Raw genomic sequence first — 15,676 nt, forward strand, 5'->3', positions numbered from 1 at the left:
AAAAATCCTGTTTGGTGGCGATGGCGGAGGGGTTCCACGCGTACCCATCCCGAACACGACCGTTAAGCCCTCCAGCGCCGATGGTACTTGGACCGAAGGGTCCTGGGAGAGTAGGACGCCGCCAAGCAACACAAAGAGCACTACCGATAACCCGGTGGTGCTCTTTTTTGCTTATAAACTATTTACTTGAGCGTCCGACAGGGCTTCCCTCCACCGACAGAACAATTGCCACGGAGATTTGCCTTCGAGTAGGGATTTACTCGTATAAACACCTTCTTCTACAGAATCGAATAGCCCGGCCAAATGAAGGCGAAGCCCTGCGTTTAGAATCGTCTGATTGATGAATGCCATGTGAGCTTCCCCGGTTAACACCGTTTCCGTGACATGCAACTGCTTGGCGGCGGTCCATGTGATGTCCGGCAGAGAAGATTCCAGCCCGTACGTTTCCGGATCGATCAAATGAAGCTTGGCATTACCGTTTTCAACAAGATAAGTTCGGGTAGGGCGGTCGACATAAACATCCTCCGAGCCTTCCGCGCCCTGAACGATCAGGGCCTTGCGGTAATCTAGCCGTTGAAGTAGTTGGGCCGTCCGGTCGAACATCGTATTATGAAATACCCCATAGACAAGGTAAGGGGAGTGGCTGTAATCGGCGAGCTTTTCTACAGTATTAAGGATCGTCCGCAGCCCGAGCTCTACGCGGATTTGTCGTAACCGTCCGAGAGGCGGGCACCATGACTCTGCCGGTACGAATAGAACCCCGGTCTGCTGGGCGGCTCGAATCGTCTGCTCCCGTCCCCTCACCCCCTCATCTATGCCCATTTCCCGGAGCACGTCGGGCAGGGTGATGCCCCACTTGGGCGGGAGCGATTCGGTACCGTGCAGTGTCACTGGCAATCCGGCGGAAGCCAGAACAAAGGCTGCAGCAAAGCTGGCCATAAAGGAGGACTTCCTGCCGTCATAGGGACCGGCACAGTCGAGCGAGTCCGGGCGGGGGAAGCGGATGGCATGGCTGCGGCAGGCATTTACGAAGGCATAAAGCTCATCCACGCTCTCCATTTTGATGCGTTCCGCCAGAAAGAAAGCGCCGATTTGCGCCGGAGTTGCAGACTGGTCAAATATCATTTTCGCTGCGGCAACAGCTTCCTCGAAGCCCAAGTCGCGAGCTCCGCGCTTGCCTCGGCCCACTTCTTTTAAAACTTCCGTCATATTCATGTAGGGCTCCTCCTCGTCGATACTTCTTATAGGCTAAGTTCTTAATTGTTGATGCGCTTTAACGATCAAGGTTGCGATGTCGACAATTCTTTTACGCTCATTCATCGCCCGTTTTCGCAGCACCTCGTAAGCTTCCGCCTCTGAAATCAGGTTAATCTCGCACAAAATCCCTTTGGCGAGGTCGATCCATTTCCGTTCTTCCAGCCGGGAAACGAGCTGAGCCCGTTCATCGATCCATTGCTGACGTTCAAAAAAATGCTTGGCACCGAGATGAAGCGCCCAATGAAGCTCTTGAGCAGACATGGACGGAGTCAGGATCCCGTCAACCGGGATGTCGTCTTCACAGGATTCCAAGGATGATGCAGCCATAGCTGCACTACACCACCACATTAAAGGGACGGCCTTCGATTTGGACACCAGGCTCCCCCAGACAGAGATCCCGGAAATAGGCAGATGAAGGACAACAGCATCCGCCGTTTTGACCTTTTGGCAAATTTCTTCTTCTATATCGGAGACGAACACCTGATATCCGTTATTTTTCAGCATGCGTTCAGGCTCGGCAAGGGGAGGGGATGCATCTGGAGTGTAGATCCTCTCTCCGCTAGGGGAGCTCTGTTCGCGAATAACCAGCAGAAAACGCATCTGGAGTATGCCTCCGTTCCATTCCGTTGACGGACATATTTATTTTCGGATCAGCAAAGCCGATAAGAAACCTAACATTGGATCAACCGACAGATAATTTCTATTTTATTTTCACGCTATTTTTCTGAAAAATCAATACAATTTTCGTGAATCACACTCAAATTATATAATATTTTAAATAAAAGCAGAACAATTTTCAATTAGTTAACGATATATGTTAATTAATATAACATAATTTGAATTTTAATATAATTTTTTGTTATATATATTGACATGATAAAAATAGTTAGGTTATATTAGCCTCAACGAATCAAATTTTAAATAATTTACGGACACAATGGCGTGTTCGGCATGAAGCGGCAATGGAGCCTGTCTTCGCAAAATAGGGATCAGCATGAAGGTTGTATGTTCATGTCCATTCCCTGGCGGAGCGGGCTTTTTCTGTACCTTTTTACTGTATGAACATGGAGAGGAAAGATTGGGAGGAGAGAACCGAATATGGGAGGAAAAAAGAGATTAGTATTGGTAGGCAACGGGATGGCAGGTGTGCGTACGATTGAGCATGTGCTGAAATTGGCACCAGATATCTATGATATCACCGTATTCGGAGCGGAGCCTTATCCGAATTACAACCGAATTATGCTGTCTTCGGTGCTTGTGGGCGGTTCCAATATGAAGGATATTGTTATCAACGATTGGGATTGGTACAGGGAGAATGGGATTCGCCTCTATACAGGTGACGCAGTAACTCGAGTTGATACCGGAAATAAGAAGGTATTCTCAAAATCGGGGGTAGAAGCGGCATACGACGAACTGATTTTGGCGACAGGCTCTAATCCGTTTATCCTTCCGATCCCTGGCGCGGATAAAGAGGGAGTGATCGGATTTCGGGACATTCAGGACTGCGACCGCATGATGGAAGCCTCAAAAAAATATAAAAGGGCGGCTGTTATCGGAGGCGGACTGCTCGGATTGGAAGCGGCCAGAGGACTGCTTCATCTCGGGATGGATGTCACGGTGATCCACATTCACCCTTATTTAATGGAACGTCAGCTGGATGAGCCTGCTGCCAAGATGCTGCAGTTGGAATTGGAGGCTCAAGGTATGAAATTTATGATGCAAAAGCAAACAGCCGGTGTTCGGGGAGGGCGTCGGGCTGAGGGACTTGATTTTGCGGACGGCAGCTCTCTGATGGCCGATTTGGTCGTGATGGCTGTAGGCATTAAGCCGAATGTGGGGCTGGCGAAAGCATCGGGCCTGAAAGTGGAGCGCGGGATCGTAGTTGATGATTATCTGGAAACAAGCATGCCGGGGATATACGCAGTCGGCGAATGCGCAGAGCATCGGGGGATCGCCTACGGACTAGTCGCTCCGTTGTATGAACAGGGGCAGGTCCTTGCCAAACGGCTGGCCGGGGTGGAGACGGGAGGATATGAGGGGTCTGTCACTTCCACAAAATTAAAGGTGTCGGGGGTGGATGTGTTCTCGGCAGGGTTCTTCCAGGATGTCCCGGGGACGCGGTCGCTGCGGATTCAAGACGATCTGGACGGAACCTATAAGAAGATCGTGTTACAGGACGATAGGCTGGTTGGGGCCGTCCTGTTCGGAGATACCACAGACGGAGCTTCCTTATTCGCAAAAATTAAGAAAGGGGAGTCTGTCGCCGGAAAGGAAAAGGAGCTTCTGCTTGGATTCCCGGCGGGGAGTGCCGGAGAAAACTCCCAAGCGGCCAGATTGGCAGCCATGGCTGATGATGAAATCATTTGCGGCTGTAACGGTGTCAGCAAAGGCACAATTGTCGAAGCGGTGAAGGGCGGTTGCGGCACGGTCGGCGAAATTAAGGCCTGCACGAAGGCCTCCGGGTCCTGTGGCGGCTGTAAGCCGCTCGTAGAGGGGCTCCTCCAGCTGTACGGAGAGGGGGTATCCGGTGAACCGGTCAAGGAAGGAATCTGTGGATGTACCTCCCTCGGCCGCGAGGAAATCGTGGAGAGCATCAGAGCAATGAGCTTGAAGAGTGTCAAAGAGGTCATGAACGTACTGGAGTGGCACGAGCCTGAAGGCTGTTCCAAATGCAGGCCCGCTTTGAATTATTACTTGGGGATGCTCTGGCCAACAGAATACGTGGATGAGAAGGAGTCGCGGTTCGTAAATGAACGCTATCACGCCAATATCCAAAAAGACGGCACCTTCTCTGTAGTGCCCCGCATTTACGGTGGTGTAACTTCACCGGCCGACCTTAAAAAAATTGCGGAGGTTGCGGAGAAGTACGATGTTCCCATGGTGAAGTTCACCGGAGGACAGCGGATTGACCTGCTCGGGGTGAAGAAGGAGGATCTGCCTAAAGTATGGGCGGAGCTGGATATGCCTTCCGGCCACGCTTACGGTAAAGCATTGCGCACGGTGAAGACCTGTGTAGGCTCGACCTTCTGCAGATTCGGCACCCAGGATTCGATCGGCATGGGAATCCGGTTAGAGAAAGCCTTTGAGCGGCTCAATACGCCGGGGAAAGTGAAGCTTGCCGTTTCCGGTTGTCCGCGCAATTGCGCAGAGGCAACGATTAAGGACTTGGGCGTCGTGGCCATCGATGGCGGCTGGGAGATCTATGTCGGCGGGAACGGCGGCGTGAAAGTAAGAGCATCGGACCTGCTCTGTACGGTAAAGACGGAGGATGAAGTCATGGAGTGGACGGCTGCCTACTTACAGTATTACCGTGAGCAGGCCAGCTGGAATGAGCGTACCGCACAGTGGGTAGAGCGGGTTGGGCTAGGCACGATCAAGACAGTGCTGGAGAATCCTGAGGAACGGCAGAAGTTGGCCGACCGGATTGAGGAAACGCTAAGCCGCTCGACCGACCCTTGGAAAGAGATTATCGAAGATGAGTCTCTGCGTAAAAACTTTGAGCCTTTGGCCAGTGTTTAGCTGGTTGCCCTATAACCGGTCACGTACGGACTTATTACAGGGAAGTAGTATCCATATATTGAATAGGAGGGAACGGCGATGTTGACAAAAATGAAGGTGGCCCAATTGCAGGAGATTGATGAGCAGGGAGCGCGGACGCTTGTGGCGGGGGATAAGGAGATCGCCGTATTTCGACTCAGCGACGGGAGTATCCGGGCAATTGAAAACCGCTGTCCTCATAAAGGGGGACGGCTGTCAGAGGGAATGGTGTGCGGTTCTTCCGTTCACTGCCCGCTGCACGATTGGAAAATCGATCTGCTCACCGGCCGCGTCCAAGAGCCGGATCATGGAGTAGTCACGGTTTACGAGACCGAAGTGGACGCGGAGACCGGCTCCATCTATATCACCTTAGATTAATAGAAGGAGGATGAGACCGATGGATTATGTAAAGCCTGCCGAAGTGCTGGAATCGATGATTGAGACAGGGATGAACAAAGCCCGGTTAACTATTTTACAAATGCTGGTCAAGGGGTTTCTCGCCGGTGCGATTCTTGCCTGCGCCACGACGCTTGCGTTCACGGCGACCGCACAAACTTCGCTGGGGATTGTAGGAGCGCTGATTTTTCCCGTCGGTTTCGTCATTATCATTTTGCTTGGCCTTGAATTGGTGACTGGCAGCTTTGCGCTCATTCCGCTCGCGGTCCTGGAACGCAAGACAACCTTCTCGCGAATGCTGGCGAATTTCGGCTGGGTCATCCTCGGCCATTTGCTAGGTTGTGCTGTATATGCTATTCTGTATGGTTTGACAATTACAAAGATGGGGAGCGATATGAGTCACCCGATGGTGCAGACTCTGATTCAGGCCAGCGAGTCCAAAACGATCGGATATGCGTCGATGGGGTTGCCTGGCATGGGGCTGGTAGTCATCAAGGCAGTGCTGTGTAACTGGATGGTCACGCTGGGAGCCGTGATGGCCTTAACCTCACGATCCACAACAGGGAAAATCGTGGCGATGTGGCTGCCGATTCTAATCTTTTTCGGGCAAGGCTTTGAGCATGCAGTTGTTAATATGTTCGTCATTCCTGCGGGAATGATGCTGGGAGCGGATGTCAGCCTGTCCGACTGGTGGCTCTGGAATCAGCTCCCCGTGCTGGGCGGTAACTTTATAGGCGGTGTGCTGTTTACGGGATTGGGACTGTATATTTCCTATAAAAGGAAAGCTGCTTTCGGATCCAGTCTTGCCACTGTTCGCAGTACCCCGGAAGTACCGGATCATAGGACGACTTCCGCGGTAGCACCCGGAACGGGGGAAGGAGCATGATCCGGCCGGGGCTGGTAAGCATCGTAGGTGCAGGACCGGGCGATCCGGAACTGATTACCGTAAAGGCGATGAAAGCAATCCGCGCGGCAGAGGTGATCCTGTATGACCGCCTCGTGAACGAGGCGTTGCTCTCGTACGCCGATGCCCGGGCGCTGCGGATTTACTGCGGCAAGTCGCCCGGACAACACGCGATGACGCAGGAGATGATTCAGCGGCGCCTGATCGATTACGCGCTGGAAGGGAAACGGGTGGTCCGCCTGAAGGGCGGCGATCCGTTCGTCTTCGGGCGCGGCGGCGAAGAGGCGCTTGTGCTGGCCGCCCAGGGTATCCCGTACGAGGTGATCCCGGGTATCACCTCGGCGATTGGCGCGGCGGCCGCCAGCGGCATTCCGCTGACGCATCGCGGCGTAGCAGCGTCGTTCGCCTGCGTAACGGGCAGCCGCTGCCCGGGTGGAACGGATGGGCCGGACGGACCGCCCATTCGCTGGGATTTGCTGGCCCATGCCGTCGATACGCTTGTGATCTACATGGGAGTGGGCCAATTGCGGGAAATCCGCGCGGAACTGCTGAAGCACGGCAAGGCCGGCACCACGCCGGTGGCGCTGATCGAGAGCGGCACGACCGGCCTTCAGCGCACCTTCGTCAGTACATTGGCGGAGGTGCATCAGTTGGCTGCTGCCGTCCAGCTCAGCAACCCGGCGCTGATCGTGGTCGGCGAAGCGGCAATGATCCGGGAACAGCTGCATCAGTTGCAGCATCAAGCGTCGGCTAGGATCGGGTAATCCAAATATAGACTTAAGATGCATCTGTGAAAAAGATGCATCTTAAGTCTATGCGTGTTTCTGTGAAGCTTTATCCGTTGTGCCGGGCACTCCCCGCTTGTTTAGAATACTAGAACATATTTAGTTGCTTTGCGCCCGTACTTTATTGCCGATCGCTTGCAGCAAGCTCTTGTCCAGATTAGTCGTATCTTGGGTCAGTTCCCAAATCATCACCCCACCCAGATTATCGAGGGCATATTGCGTTTTGCGCTCGATGGTCGGAATGCCGTTATAATGGGCTTCCATTCCGTTAATCATTGAAATATCGGTGTTGTAAGCATTGGGATTGGCTTGCAGGATATCTCGATAAGGCGCCCAGGATGGCCGCCCATAGAAAGGAACACCCAGAACAACCTTCTCTGCAGGCATATTACGAGTTTCTTTCCAATACTTAGCCGATAAGACAGCAAAATCATAAGTGGAGTGGCGATCACCGTCTCCTCCGTCATAAGCCATCACGTTAAACCAATCAACGGCATTGATGACCGCATTCGTATGAGCCGCTGCGTCCCAATATATAATGCCTTCCGGCGTCACACCGCTGAGCACGGCGGAGGTAAGCAGCATATTTTCCTTCTTCAGCTCTTGACTCAAATATACCATCAAGCTTTCATATTGCTGTTTGCTAGAACCGTCGCTTCTTGGATGCTCCCAGTCCATATCGACCCCGTCAAAGCCATATTGCTTGGCCATCGCGATGATTGCATCGCCGAATTGCGTGACTTTTTGCGGTGTACTGGTGGCGGCCATGAATGTGTTCTCCAGCGGAGTTCCGTTATATGACCAGCCTCCCACGGCAAGCAGAACCTTCACGTCTTTGGCATGGGCGGTTTGAATAATTTGAGTTGCCGCAGCGGGATTCTCCAGAGGTAACAACGAACCGTCACTGGTAGGAATCGCAAAGGCATAGTTGATATGCGTCAGATTCTGATATTGGATCGTTCCGATTTTGTCAGGCTCCCAGCTTGGATAGTAACCGACGACCTTAAAATCACCTGAAATCGGCGGATCATCTGGCCCTCCTGGATTCGGATTCGGGTTGGGGTTCGGATTCGGATTCCCGGAGATCAGTTCCCAAACCGCAGCAATTCCCGGGATTTCTCCCAAGGTCCACCATTTTGCTTTGTAGAGCTGATCATTGTATGAAACAATGTCGTTGCCGACATACGCCTTGCTGCTGCTCCATACGGGATATTCCCCGTTGGATGGAGGAACCAGTTCCCACACGTCCGTTTCTCCGGGAACATCTCCCTGGGTCCACCATTTGGCTCTGTAATCGTTTCCATTATAAGTGACAACATCATTAGCTAGGTAGACGGCATTGCTATCCCAAGCAGAATAAGCGGCTATAGTTACATTTTCACTGGCATCCAGAGCAATTGCTGCCTCTGTTGCTTGCGCATCGAACGGGAGCGGGGCAAACAGGGTGATTAATAGCGCCAAAATAGCCAAGATTGAAATTTTTCCTTTACGCTTCTGCATCATCAATTCATCCTCTCTTAAATGTTAATAATAGATTTGTAGAAGGCTCGGGTAGTAGAAGTAGACAAAAAGCAGCCTTCGAAAGCCATGACACCTCCCTTTGGCAGAATGGTACAGGCGCCCGTATGAAGTTATCTTTATTTCTCTTAAATGTTAAATATAGGCACTCTATACAATGAATACTTTGATAGAGTTGTTAGATTTTGTCAATGACATTTTATGAATCTGTCGATTGATCTCACTGTTTTGCAAAATAGTGAAAAAATGCGCATATCTCCTGTGCAAATCATGTAAAATAAGAGTGTGGAATTTTCATAATTTGCATGGAAAATGATGTTGGAGGTAGCTTGCTGGAATGAAGCCAATTTTGGAAGTAGCCGGATCCTTCGGGATCGCGGAACAATATGTGGAAATGTACGGGCGTTATAAAGGTAAATTGGATTTGAGCATTAACCATGATCTGCGAAACCGTCCTGATGGAAAATTAGTGCTGGTGACGGCGATGAATCCAACACCGGCTGGGGAAGGCAAGACTTTGACGACCATCGGACTGGCCCAAGCGCTGAATGCAATCGGAGAACCGACGATAGCTGCGCTGAGAGAGCCCTCTCTCGGCCCTTGCTTTGGTATGAAGGGAGGGGCGACAGGGGACAACCGAGCTCAAATCGTGCCCGCTGATGAGATTAACCTACACTTCACCGGAGACTTGCATGCTATTACATCTGCGCATAATTTATTGGCTGCGATGATAGATAATCATATATTTCAAGGAAATTCTTTGCAGATTGACTTAAGTCGAATCGTGTGGAAGCGCGCCATGGATATGAATGACCGGAGCCTGCGGCAAATCGTAGTCGGAATTGGCGAAGGGAACGGCAATGTTCATGAGTCCGGCTTTATGATTACTACTGCCTCGGAGGTTATGGCTGTCCTCTGTCTGAGTGAGGATCGGGGTGATCTGAAGCAGAGGCTGGCACGGATGGTCGTAGCTTACACCATCTCTGGGGAGCCTGTTACAGCGGAGAGTATAGGAGCTGTTGATCCTATGCTTGTCTTGCTGAAAGAAGCGATCAAGCCTAATTTGGTTCAAACTATCGAAGGTACTCCGGTTATTGTACATGGAGGTCCTTTTGCGAATATTGCTCATGGCTGCAGCAGTGTGATCGGTACGAAAACGGCGTTGAAGCTGGCAAAAATCGTAGTTACAGAAGCTGGATTTGGCGCAGACTTGGGTGCGGAAAAGTTCTTTGATATCAAATGCCGCCAAGCAGGACTAAGCCCGGATGCTGCGGTGCTGGTAGTGACTGTCAAGGCGCTTAAATACAATGGGGGAGCGCCAAAGACAGAGCTGGATCAACCGAATCAACCCGCGCTTATATCAGGGCTGGCGAACATGCGGCGTCATCTTGAGAATCTCGTAAAATTCGGGGTTCCTGTCATGGTGGCGATTAACCATTTCAGCAATGATGATGATAATGAAGTAGCGCTTATTATTGAAGAATGCGAACGGCTGGGGATTCAGGCTACGGTATCTGATGTATGGGCAGAGGGAAGCCAGGGCGGAGTGGAAATGGCAGAAGCGTTAAGAGAAATGCTGAACAGCAAGACTGCCAGCTATGCGCCGCTATACCCCAATGATTTACCGCTGCGGGATAAAATTGAGACGATTGTACATGAGATTTATCGTGGGGCAGGGATCAAGCTTTCAGCCAAATCAGAAGCGAAGCTTAAGGAATTGGAAAGCGGCGGTTACGGGACTCTGCCGGTTTGCATGGCAAAGACACCGTATTCCTTCTCGGATCAGCCAAGTCTGCTTGGCGCGCCGGAGAATTTTACAGTGCAGGTTAAGGACGTAACCCTCTCGGCAGGAGCCGGCTTCGTAGTCATTCACACCGGTAATATTGTAACGATGCCAGGATTACCTAGGACACCTGCTGCGCACCGAATTCATCTTGATGAGCAGGGACAAGTTGCCGGTTTGTTGTAATATATATTATGGAAGGAAGCCCAGCTACGAAAAAATGCGAAGGAGGCGATATGATGAAGAACGCTCAGGAAATCCGGCAGCTCACGCCGGAAGAGTTCGACGTAAGCATGGAATTATCCCAGTACGCCTTTCAATACAAAGTGAAGCCAGAGGAGCTTGAAGAGCGGCGGACTAAATTCAAGGCAGAGCGCTTTTGGGGTGTATTTCAGGAAAACGAGCTGCTGGCCAAGCTAACCTTACTGCCTCTTAATCTTTACATTCAAGAAGAGGCCGTTCCAATGGGAGGCATCGCGGGTGTAGCAACCTGGCCCGAGAATCGGCGTGAAGGTCTGGTTGGCCGGCTGCTTACGCATATGCTTGCTCATATGAAGGAGCAGGGACAGGTGTTGTCATGTCTGCATCCGTTTCTGATCCCTTTTTACCGGAAATTTGGCTGGGAAGTGTATACCGATTATAAGAAGTACACCATTGAGGTGCCTAACCTGCCCGCCAGATCGGAGCTTCGCGGCACAGTGAAGAGAAATGTGAAGGATATAGCGTTGCTCGACTCGATCTATCATAGCTTTGCCCCAAGATATAACGGCACTCTGGTAAGAGATATCGAATGGTGGGAGCAGATGGTGTTGGGAGACGAGAGTCATACCGCAGTATGCTATTCTGACTCCGGTGTTGCTGAGGGATACATTCTATACCAGATCAAAAATCAGCAATTCCTAATTGATGAATTCGTGTATTTGAATGAAAGCGCCCGCCAAGCGCTGTGGACTTATGTTGGCAACCACGATTCCATGGTGAAGCAAGTTGTTGTCGATCATGTGCCGGCGGATGACCTGTTACCGTTCTTGCTGCGTGATCCTCGCTGCAAACAGGAGACGCTTCCCTATTTCATGGCACGAATTGTAGATGTGCCGTCTTTTTTGCCATATTATCGCTTTAACCCTGTGTCCTCTGAAATGAGACAGCTTCGCTTCAGCATCAAGGACGAATATGCACCTTGGAATGAGGGGGAATGGGACCTGAGTATATCCCCTGACGGAACAGCACGCATGGAACGTGCAGCAACTTCCGGGCCTGGGCAAGACCTGCTTATGATCGACATACAAGCCTGGACAGCAATGCTGCTTGGCTATAAAAGACCGCTTGAGATGCATGCCTATGGGCGCTTGAATGGACCGCAGAAGGCAGCTGGACTGCTGGAGCAATGGATTCCGGCGAGCAAGACCGCATTGCTGGATTTCTTTTAATCGCTGGATAACGTTTAAAAGTTTATATTTGCTCAAAGGAGCCAAGCAAAGAAGACATCTTCCTCTAGAGGTTGATGTCTTCTTTGCTTAACAAAGCTGAATATTGGATTATAGCCGGGACCATACCCGATACAAAATAACTGCGGCCTCTGCTCGCGTAAGTGCGTCTTGCGGAGCAAGCTGACGGTTCTTTCCGTTAATAATGCCGAGGCTGATTAGTGCAGCTGCACTATCCCGGGCATATTCCGGAACACTTGCCGCATCGGAGTAAGTTGCCAATTGCGTGTCACTGCTCTGTTTAATACCTGCTGCAGCCAATGCTTGGGCTGTCAGGACGAACATATCCTGGCGCGTGATGACCGCATCGTTAGACAATGCAGCGAAGGCTGCTGCCTCTTGCGCATTCAGCCCTAATGCATGGACCAGGGCTGCTGCGAATTCACTGCTGGTGACCGCTTGTGCCGGGGAGAAAGACCCGCTGTCATTCCCTGTAAGAACGCTGCGGGCTGTCATGGCCCCTATGGCTTGCCCGGCCCAATGCGCGGGCTGCACATCATTGAAAGCAGGAGGTATATAGGCGGTAGCATAATTACCTAATTTGTCTGTCTCAAATACGATCTGGTTGGTGGCTTGATTAAATCGGCTGTTTACAATAGGAGTTGTCTGCATGCCTGCCTCCTGGCTAATGAACCAGACGACCAATCGTTCCGGATGCTCTTGATCCACAGCAGTAAGTGTATAAGGCAGCTTCACAACGACAGGCCGCTCCAGCGTGGTTACAGTCTCGCCGCCATATTCAAGCATGAAGCCAAAAGTTGGCCGGTCTCCAATGTAAGCATGTTCGTCCGCGGACAGATCGGATAATGTGGCACGGCCGATGCGAATACGGAGGGCTCCTTCAGAATCAGGGTCTGATTGCAGTGAATTTGCAGGGATATCCAACTCGGCATAATCCGTAATGATCAGAAGCCCAAAGTCTCCCAAGGCTTTCAAGCTTTGTTCCGGAAGTTCTAGTTCGTAGCTGTCTACATCGGCCTGTGCCGGGAGCTCAATGGTCAGTGTCTTTGTTCCACTCATTTTGGCTTGTGCCACAGCCTTGTTTAGCAACGAGGCGGAAATGACGGCTTTAGCCTGCTTGGCGGAGGTTGTAATTACCGGCTGAATAATCACATTTCCGTTTTGCAGAAGCACATTCTCCGATGATGAAGCTGAGGGATTTGAAGGGCTGGCCGTATTGCTATTGCCGCTACCATTATTGTTATTGCCCCCATCGCTGCCGCCGCTTCCAGGTGTGCTGCCGGGCTTGCCGATCAGAGTCAGTACTCCATACACCGAGGTATCCTGATATCCATTGCCTGTCGTATCGTTCCAGGCTGCGACACTTTGGCGCGCGCCATCCTTGGCGTCGTTAATTTGAAGATCAAAGCCGATCTTCATCTGATTGGCAGGCGACACTGTCTTGAACGGCAATTTCGCTTCGACAGTATAGCTGCTGCCGCTAATCTTTGTTGCGGATACGAAGCCCTCTGACAGACTGTCAGGATTAAAGGAAGCTTCATTATCAAAGTTGATTCTGTATTGTCCGTCATCTGCCTGATAAAACGTAGTTCTGGCGTTGTTTTCATCCAGGAAGATTTCAACAGAATCCTGCTCCCAGGCATTCGTATTTGTCTTATCCAGCTGAGCATCATTGACTTGGATCAGCACGTACAGATTTTCATCGTCCCATAATACCCTGGCCGTGCCGCTGGCTCCTTGCCAGGCCGTCTGATACTGGTTAATCGGGACGGCCGGCGTATCATTCCAGATCGCGTCGGCAACGCCATCTAGTACAGGTGTCGCGTACTTGGCAGTTGATTGGCGGGCTTCGGATGAATCGGGTTGATGCTCTGCTATAAATTTAGCCGGATCAATAACTGCATAATAGGCTGGCTTGGCTTGAAGGTTCTTGTCAAACAACAGCGGATTCGAGGAAGCGCGCCAGCTTGTTCCGTCGTCCTGCCCCCAGAACGTTACGCGGCTGATCTGTTCACTATGCTCCTTGTACAGCTGCATGAGTTGGGCATATAAATATCCTTGCGCTTCGGCCTGCTTTTCAGATAACTGATAATCGCTTCCAGCCTGAATATCTAACTCGGTCACGCCGACCTCGACACCTAATGAAATGAATTGCTCCAGAGATAATCTGACATTCTCGGGGTTCGTATTAATGCTGTAGTGACCTTGCATGCCGATCCCATCGACCAGCAGCTTGCCAGGATGCGTCTCGGCATACTTCTCATTAAGCTCCTTGACCATGCTGTAGATCGCGGTTGCTTTGTTGCGGTTGTCATCATTGTAATCATTATAGTACAGCTTGATGTTCCAATCCGGATGGTCATCCAGCACCTCGCGGGCGGCAAGGAAGGCTTGCTCCAAATAATCAGGTCCGATGGCCTGATACCAAGGTGATTTGCGGAGGGCATTCTCCCAATCGGTCGGATTGGTTGGATTGTCATTCATGGCTTCATTCACAACATCCCAAGAGATCACCCGATCGCCGAAATGCTCCATGACGGTGCGAATATGGGTACGCAGGTTCTCCAACGCTTCTTCTCGCTGGAGCGGTGAACCGTCCGGATTCATATTTAGCCAGTCCGGTGATTGCTGATGCCAGACGAGCACATGACCGTGCATTTGCATACCTGCATCCAGCACTTGATTCACCATGGCATCTGCGCTATCGAAGGTGAAGCTGCCTTTGGTATTTTGCAGCGCATCCGGCTTCATCGCATTGCCCGCGGTAACCAGTCCGTGATGCATCTTCAACAGCTCGAATCGAATTCCTTCCAAGTCCTCCGCTGTGATCGCATTTCCAATTAAAAAGTTCGAGGCATAGGCGTCTTTAATCGGTATCAGATCGCGCTCGATATCAACGGTGCCTGAGCCCGTAGCTTCAAAGGAGATGTCGTCAATATAGAACGAGGCATCCTTGCTGCTGGAGCTTTCCACATAGAGCGTCAGGAATTCGTTCCCCACACTGTTATACCGATAGTTCCCTTCAAGCAGGACCCATCCATCATCAACACGAATCGTTTTTGGCGCGAGGACAACATAATTGGCACTGCTGCCTTCGCCGATTTGGGTGGATAACTGCAGCTGTGATCTTTCAGGTGAAATCAGCTTGACCCAGGCGGAAATTTTATACTCGTGGCCCTTGTCCACGTATTTCTCTATCCGGATGGCTGGTCCGTGCCAGGTCTCTGAACGTCCTTCTACCTTCAAGGCATAGCCTCCCCCATCCGTATGGTTGGCTTCGTTGGTGATGGTAAGCGTCTCTGTGCCCGAACGTCCTGCAAAGCCGCCCGTTGACTGCTCCTCGAAGGTGATTGTGTTAAAAGGCAGGGCAGGTTCTCGAGGAGGATCCTCCCCGCCTGATGAAGCTGCGCCTGTAATATGAATATCTCCGATATAGAATGGCACTCCTGCTCCGGCGTCGTTGGATTGTACTCGTATGGCCGAATCCTTGGCGGTATCAACCGTAAATTCCTTGGTCAGTGTAATCGCGCCGCCGCTGATTGCATTTTTGCCATCCAGCCATCCATAGCTGTCAACGGTCTGCAGCGCAATTTGCGCGCCATCAGGCACGATAGTGTCAGCGTCAATGTACACAGCTACGGTTACAGTGTAGGTCTGCCCATTCGTAAGTCCGATATCGGCGAAGCGAAAATCTGCGCCATCCCAATTATTCGTCCGGTTGCTGACGTATAGTGCGGCGCCATCCTCATTGCCGGCAAAACTCTTATCCGTCACCAGGGTCAAGGCTGAACCGCCTGCTTGTATCGCTGCTCCTTTCCCGTTAGCGAAATCCTCGCGGTATACCGTAACAGGATCATTAATACCGGATGATTCGGCTCTCGCACGGCTTGGCAGCAGCCCTGATGAAAGCAGCAGGGTGAGAGCCAGACTGAGTGCAAGGGTCCGCTTGATCATCTGTGATTTCACATGCTCACGTCCTTTCGATATTTTCCTACAAATAAAGCGCTTACAAGAATTGGGCTAGGAAATCCTCCTTTCTGGAAGTCAT

Annotated in this window: 10 protein-coding genes and 1 rRNA gene; 7 read left to right on the forward strand and 4 right to left on the reverse strand. The window is 51.3% G+C overall.

Annotated elements, in window-relative coordinates; all coding sequences use genetic code 11:
* Window positions 1–10 precede the first annotated feature (10 nt).
* Window positions 11–127: ribosomal RNA gene (gene rrf / locus KI362_RS23205) — 5S ribosomal RNA — on the forward strand.
* Window positions 128–171: 44 nt separating this feature from the next.
* Here rrf and KI362_RS23210 read toward each other — a convergent pair.
* Both KI362_RS23210 and KI362_RS23215 read right to left on the reverse strand, forming a co-directional pair.
* Window positions 172–1,215 (reverse strand): anthranilate phosphoribosyltransferase, encoded by a 1,044-nt coding sequence (locus KI362_RS23210; protein WP_301630699.1) that lies wholly within the window; start codon window positions 1,213–1,215, stop codon window positions 172–174.
* Between the two features lie 33 nt (window positions 1,216–1,248).
* Window positions 1,249–1,857 (reverse strand): ANTAR domain-containing response regulator, encoded by a 609-nt coding sequence (locus KI362_RS23215; RefSeq protein WP_301630700.1) that lies wholly within the window; start codon window positions 1,855–1,857, stop codon window positions 1,249–1,251.
* A 498-nt stretch (window positions 1,858–2,355) separates the two neighbouring features.
* Here KI362_RS23215 and nirB point away from each other — a divergent pair, with 498 nt between their 5' ends.
* The 4 genes from nirB (at window position 2,356) to cobA (ending at window position 6,858) form a co-directional block, all read left to right on the forward strand.
* On the forward strand, window positions 2,356–4,776 hold the full coding sequence (nirB, locus tag KI362_RS23220) for a nitrite reductase large subunit NirB (RefSeq protein ID WP_301630701.1): 2,421 nt from the start codon (window positions 2,356–2,358) through the stop codon (window positions 4,774–4,776).
* 78 nt (window positions 4,777–4,854) lie between these two features.
* Window positions 4,855–5,172, forward strand: coding sequence for a nitrite reductase small subunit NirD (gene nirD, locus KI362_RS23225; RefSeq protein WP_301630702.1), 318 nt, complete (start codon window positions 4,855–4,857; stop codon window positions 5,170–5,172).
* A gap of 19 nt (window positions 5,173–5,191) precedes the next feature.
* A complete protein-coding gene (locus KI362_RS23230; RefSeq protein ID WP_301630703.1) occupies window positions 5,192–6,076 on the forward strand; it encodes a formate/nitrite transporter family protein in 885 nt (294 codons plus the stop codon).
* Entirely contained in the window at window positions 6,073–6,858 is a 786-nt protein-coding gene (gene cobA / locus KI362_RS23235; protein ID WP_301630704.1) for a uroporphyrinogen-III C-methyltransferase, read from the forward strand. Before KI362_RS23230 ends, cobA begins: the two co-directional genes overlap by 4 nt.
* 120 nt (window positions 6,859–6,978) lie before the next feature.
* On the opposite strand, the gene KI362_RS23240 is transcribed toward cobA, so the two are convergent.
* Window positions 6,979–8,379: a glycosyl hydrolase family 18 protein gene (locus KI362_RS23240; RefSeq protein ID WP_301630705.1), complete on the reverse strand. Its 1,401-nt coding sequence runs from the start codon at window positions 8,377–8,379 to the stop codon at window positions 6,979–6,981.
* A gap of 355 nt (window positions 8,380–8,734) precedes the next feature.
* On the opposite strand from KI362_RS23240, the gene KI362_RS23245 reads away from it, so the two are divergent.
* Complete coding sequence (locus KI362_RS23245; protein ID WP_301630706.1) at window positions 8,735–10,366, forward strand: formate--tetrahydrofolate ligase; 1,632 nt, start codon at window positions 8,735–8,737, stop codon at window positions 10,364–10,366.
* Between the two features lie 53 nt (window positions 10,367–10,419).
* Entirely contained in the window at window positions 10,420–11,610 is a 1,191-nt protein-coding gene (locus tag KI362_RS23250) for a GNAT family N-acetyltransferase (RefSeq protein WP_301630707.1), read from the forward strand.
* Window positions 11,611–11,718: 108 nt separating this feature from the next.
* On the opposite strand, the gene KI362_RS23255 is transcribed toward KI362_RS23250, so the two are convergent.
* The gene (locus tag KI362_RS23255; protein ID WP_301630708.1) at window positions 11,719–15,582 is read right to left on the reverse strand and encodes an endo-1,4-beta-xylanase; all 3,864 of its coding nucleotides are present in this window, start codon (window positions 15,580–15,582) and stop codon (window positions 11,719–11,721) included.
* Window positions 15,583–15,676 lie beyond the last annotated feature (94 nt).

Origin of the sequence: Paenibacillus apis (assembly GCF_018333295.1) — a bacterium.
In the GTDB taxonomy this organism is placed as follows: Bacteria; Bacillota; Bacilli; order Paenibacillales; family Paenibacillaceae; genus Fontibacillus; species Fontibacillus antibioticophila.

Coding starts and splice junctions, on each gene's coding strand:
- KI362_RS23210 (WP_301630699.1), bottom strand. CDS start 1,215: ATGAATATGACGGAAGTTTTAAAAGAAGTGGGCCGAGGCAAGCGCGGA.
- KI362_RS23215 (WP_301630700.1), bottom strand. CDS start 1,857: ATGCGTTTTCTGCTGGTTATTCGCGAACAGAGCTCCCCTAGCGGAGAG.
- nirB (WP_301630701.1), top strand. CDS start 2,356: ATGGGAGGAAAAAAGAGATTAGTATTGGTAGGCAACGGGATGGCAGGT.
- nirD (WP_301630702.1), top strand. CDS start 4,855: ATGTTGACAAAAATGAAGGTGGCCCAATTGCAGGAGATTGATGAGCAG.
- KI362_RS23230 (WP_301630703.1), top strand. CDS start 5,192: ATGGATTATGTAAAGCCTGCCGAAGTGCTGGAATCGATGATTGAGACA.
- cobA (WP_301630704.1), top strand. CDS start 6,073: ATGATCCGGCCGGGGCTGGTAAGCATCGTAGGTGCAGGACCGGGCGAT.
- KI362_RS23240 (WP_301630705.1), bottom strand. CDS start 8,379: ATGCAGAAGCGTAAAGGAAAAATTTCAATCTTGGCTATTTTGGCGCTA.
- KI362_RS23245 (WP_301630706.1), top strand. CDS start 8,735: ATGAAGCCAATTTTGGAAGTAGCCGGATCCTTCGGGATCGCGGAACAA.
- KI362_RS23250 (WP_301630707.1), top strand. CDS start 10,420: ATGAAGAACGCTCAGGAAATCCGGCAGCTCACGCCGGAAGAGTTCGAC.
- KI362_RS23255 (WP_301630708.1), bottom strand. CDS start 15,582: ATGATCAAGCGGACCCTTGCACTCAGTCTGGCTCTCACCCTGCTGCTT.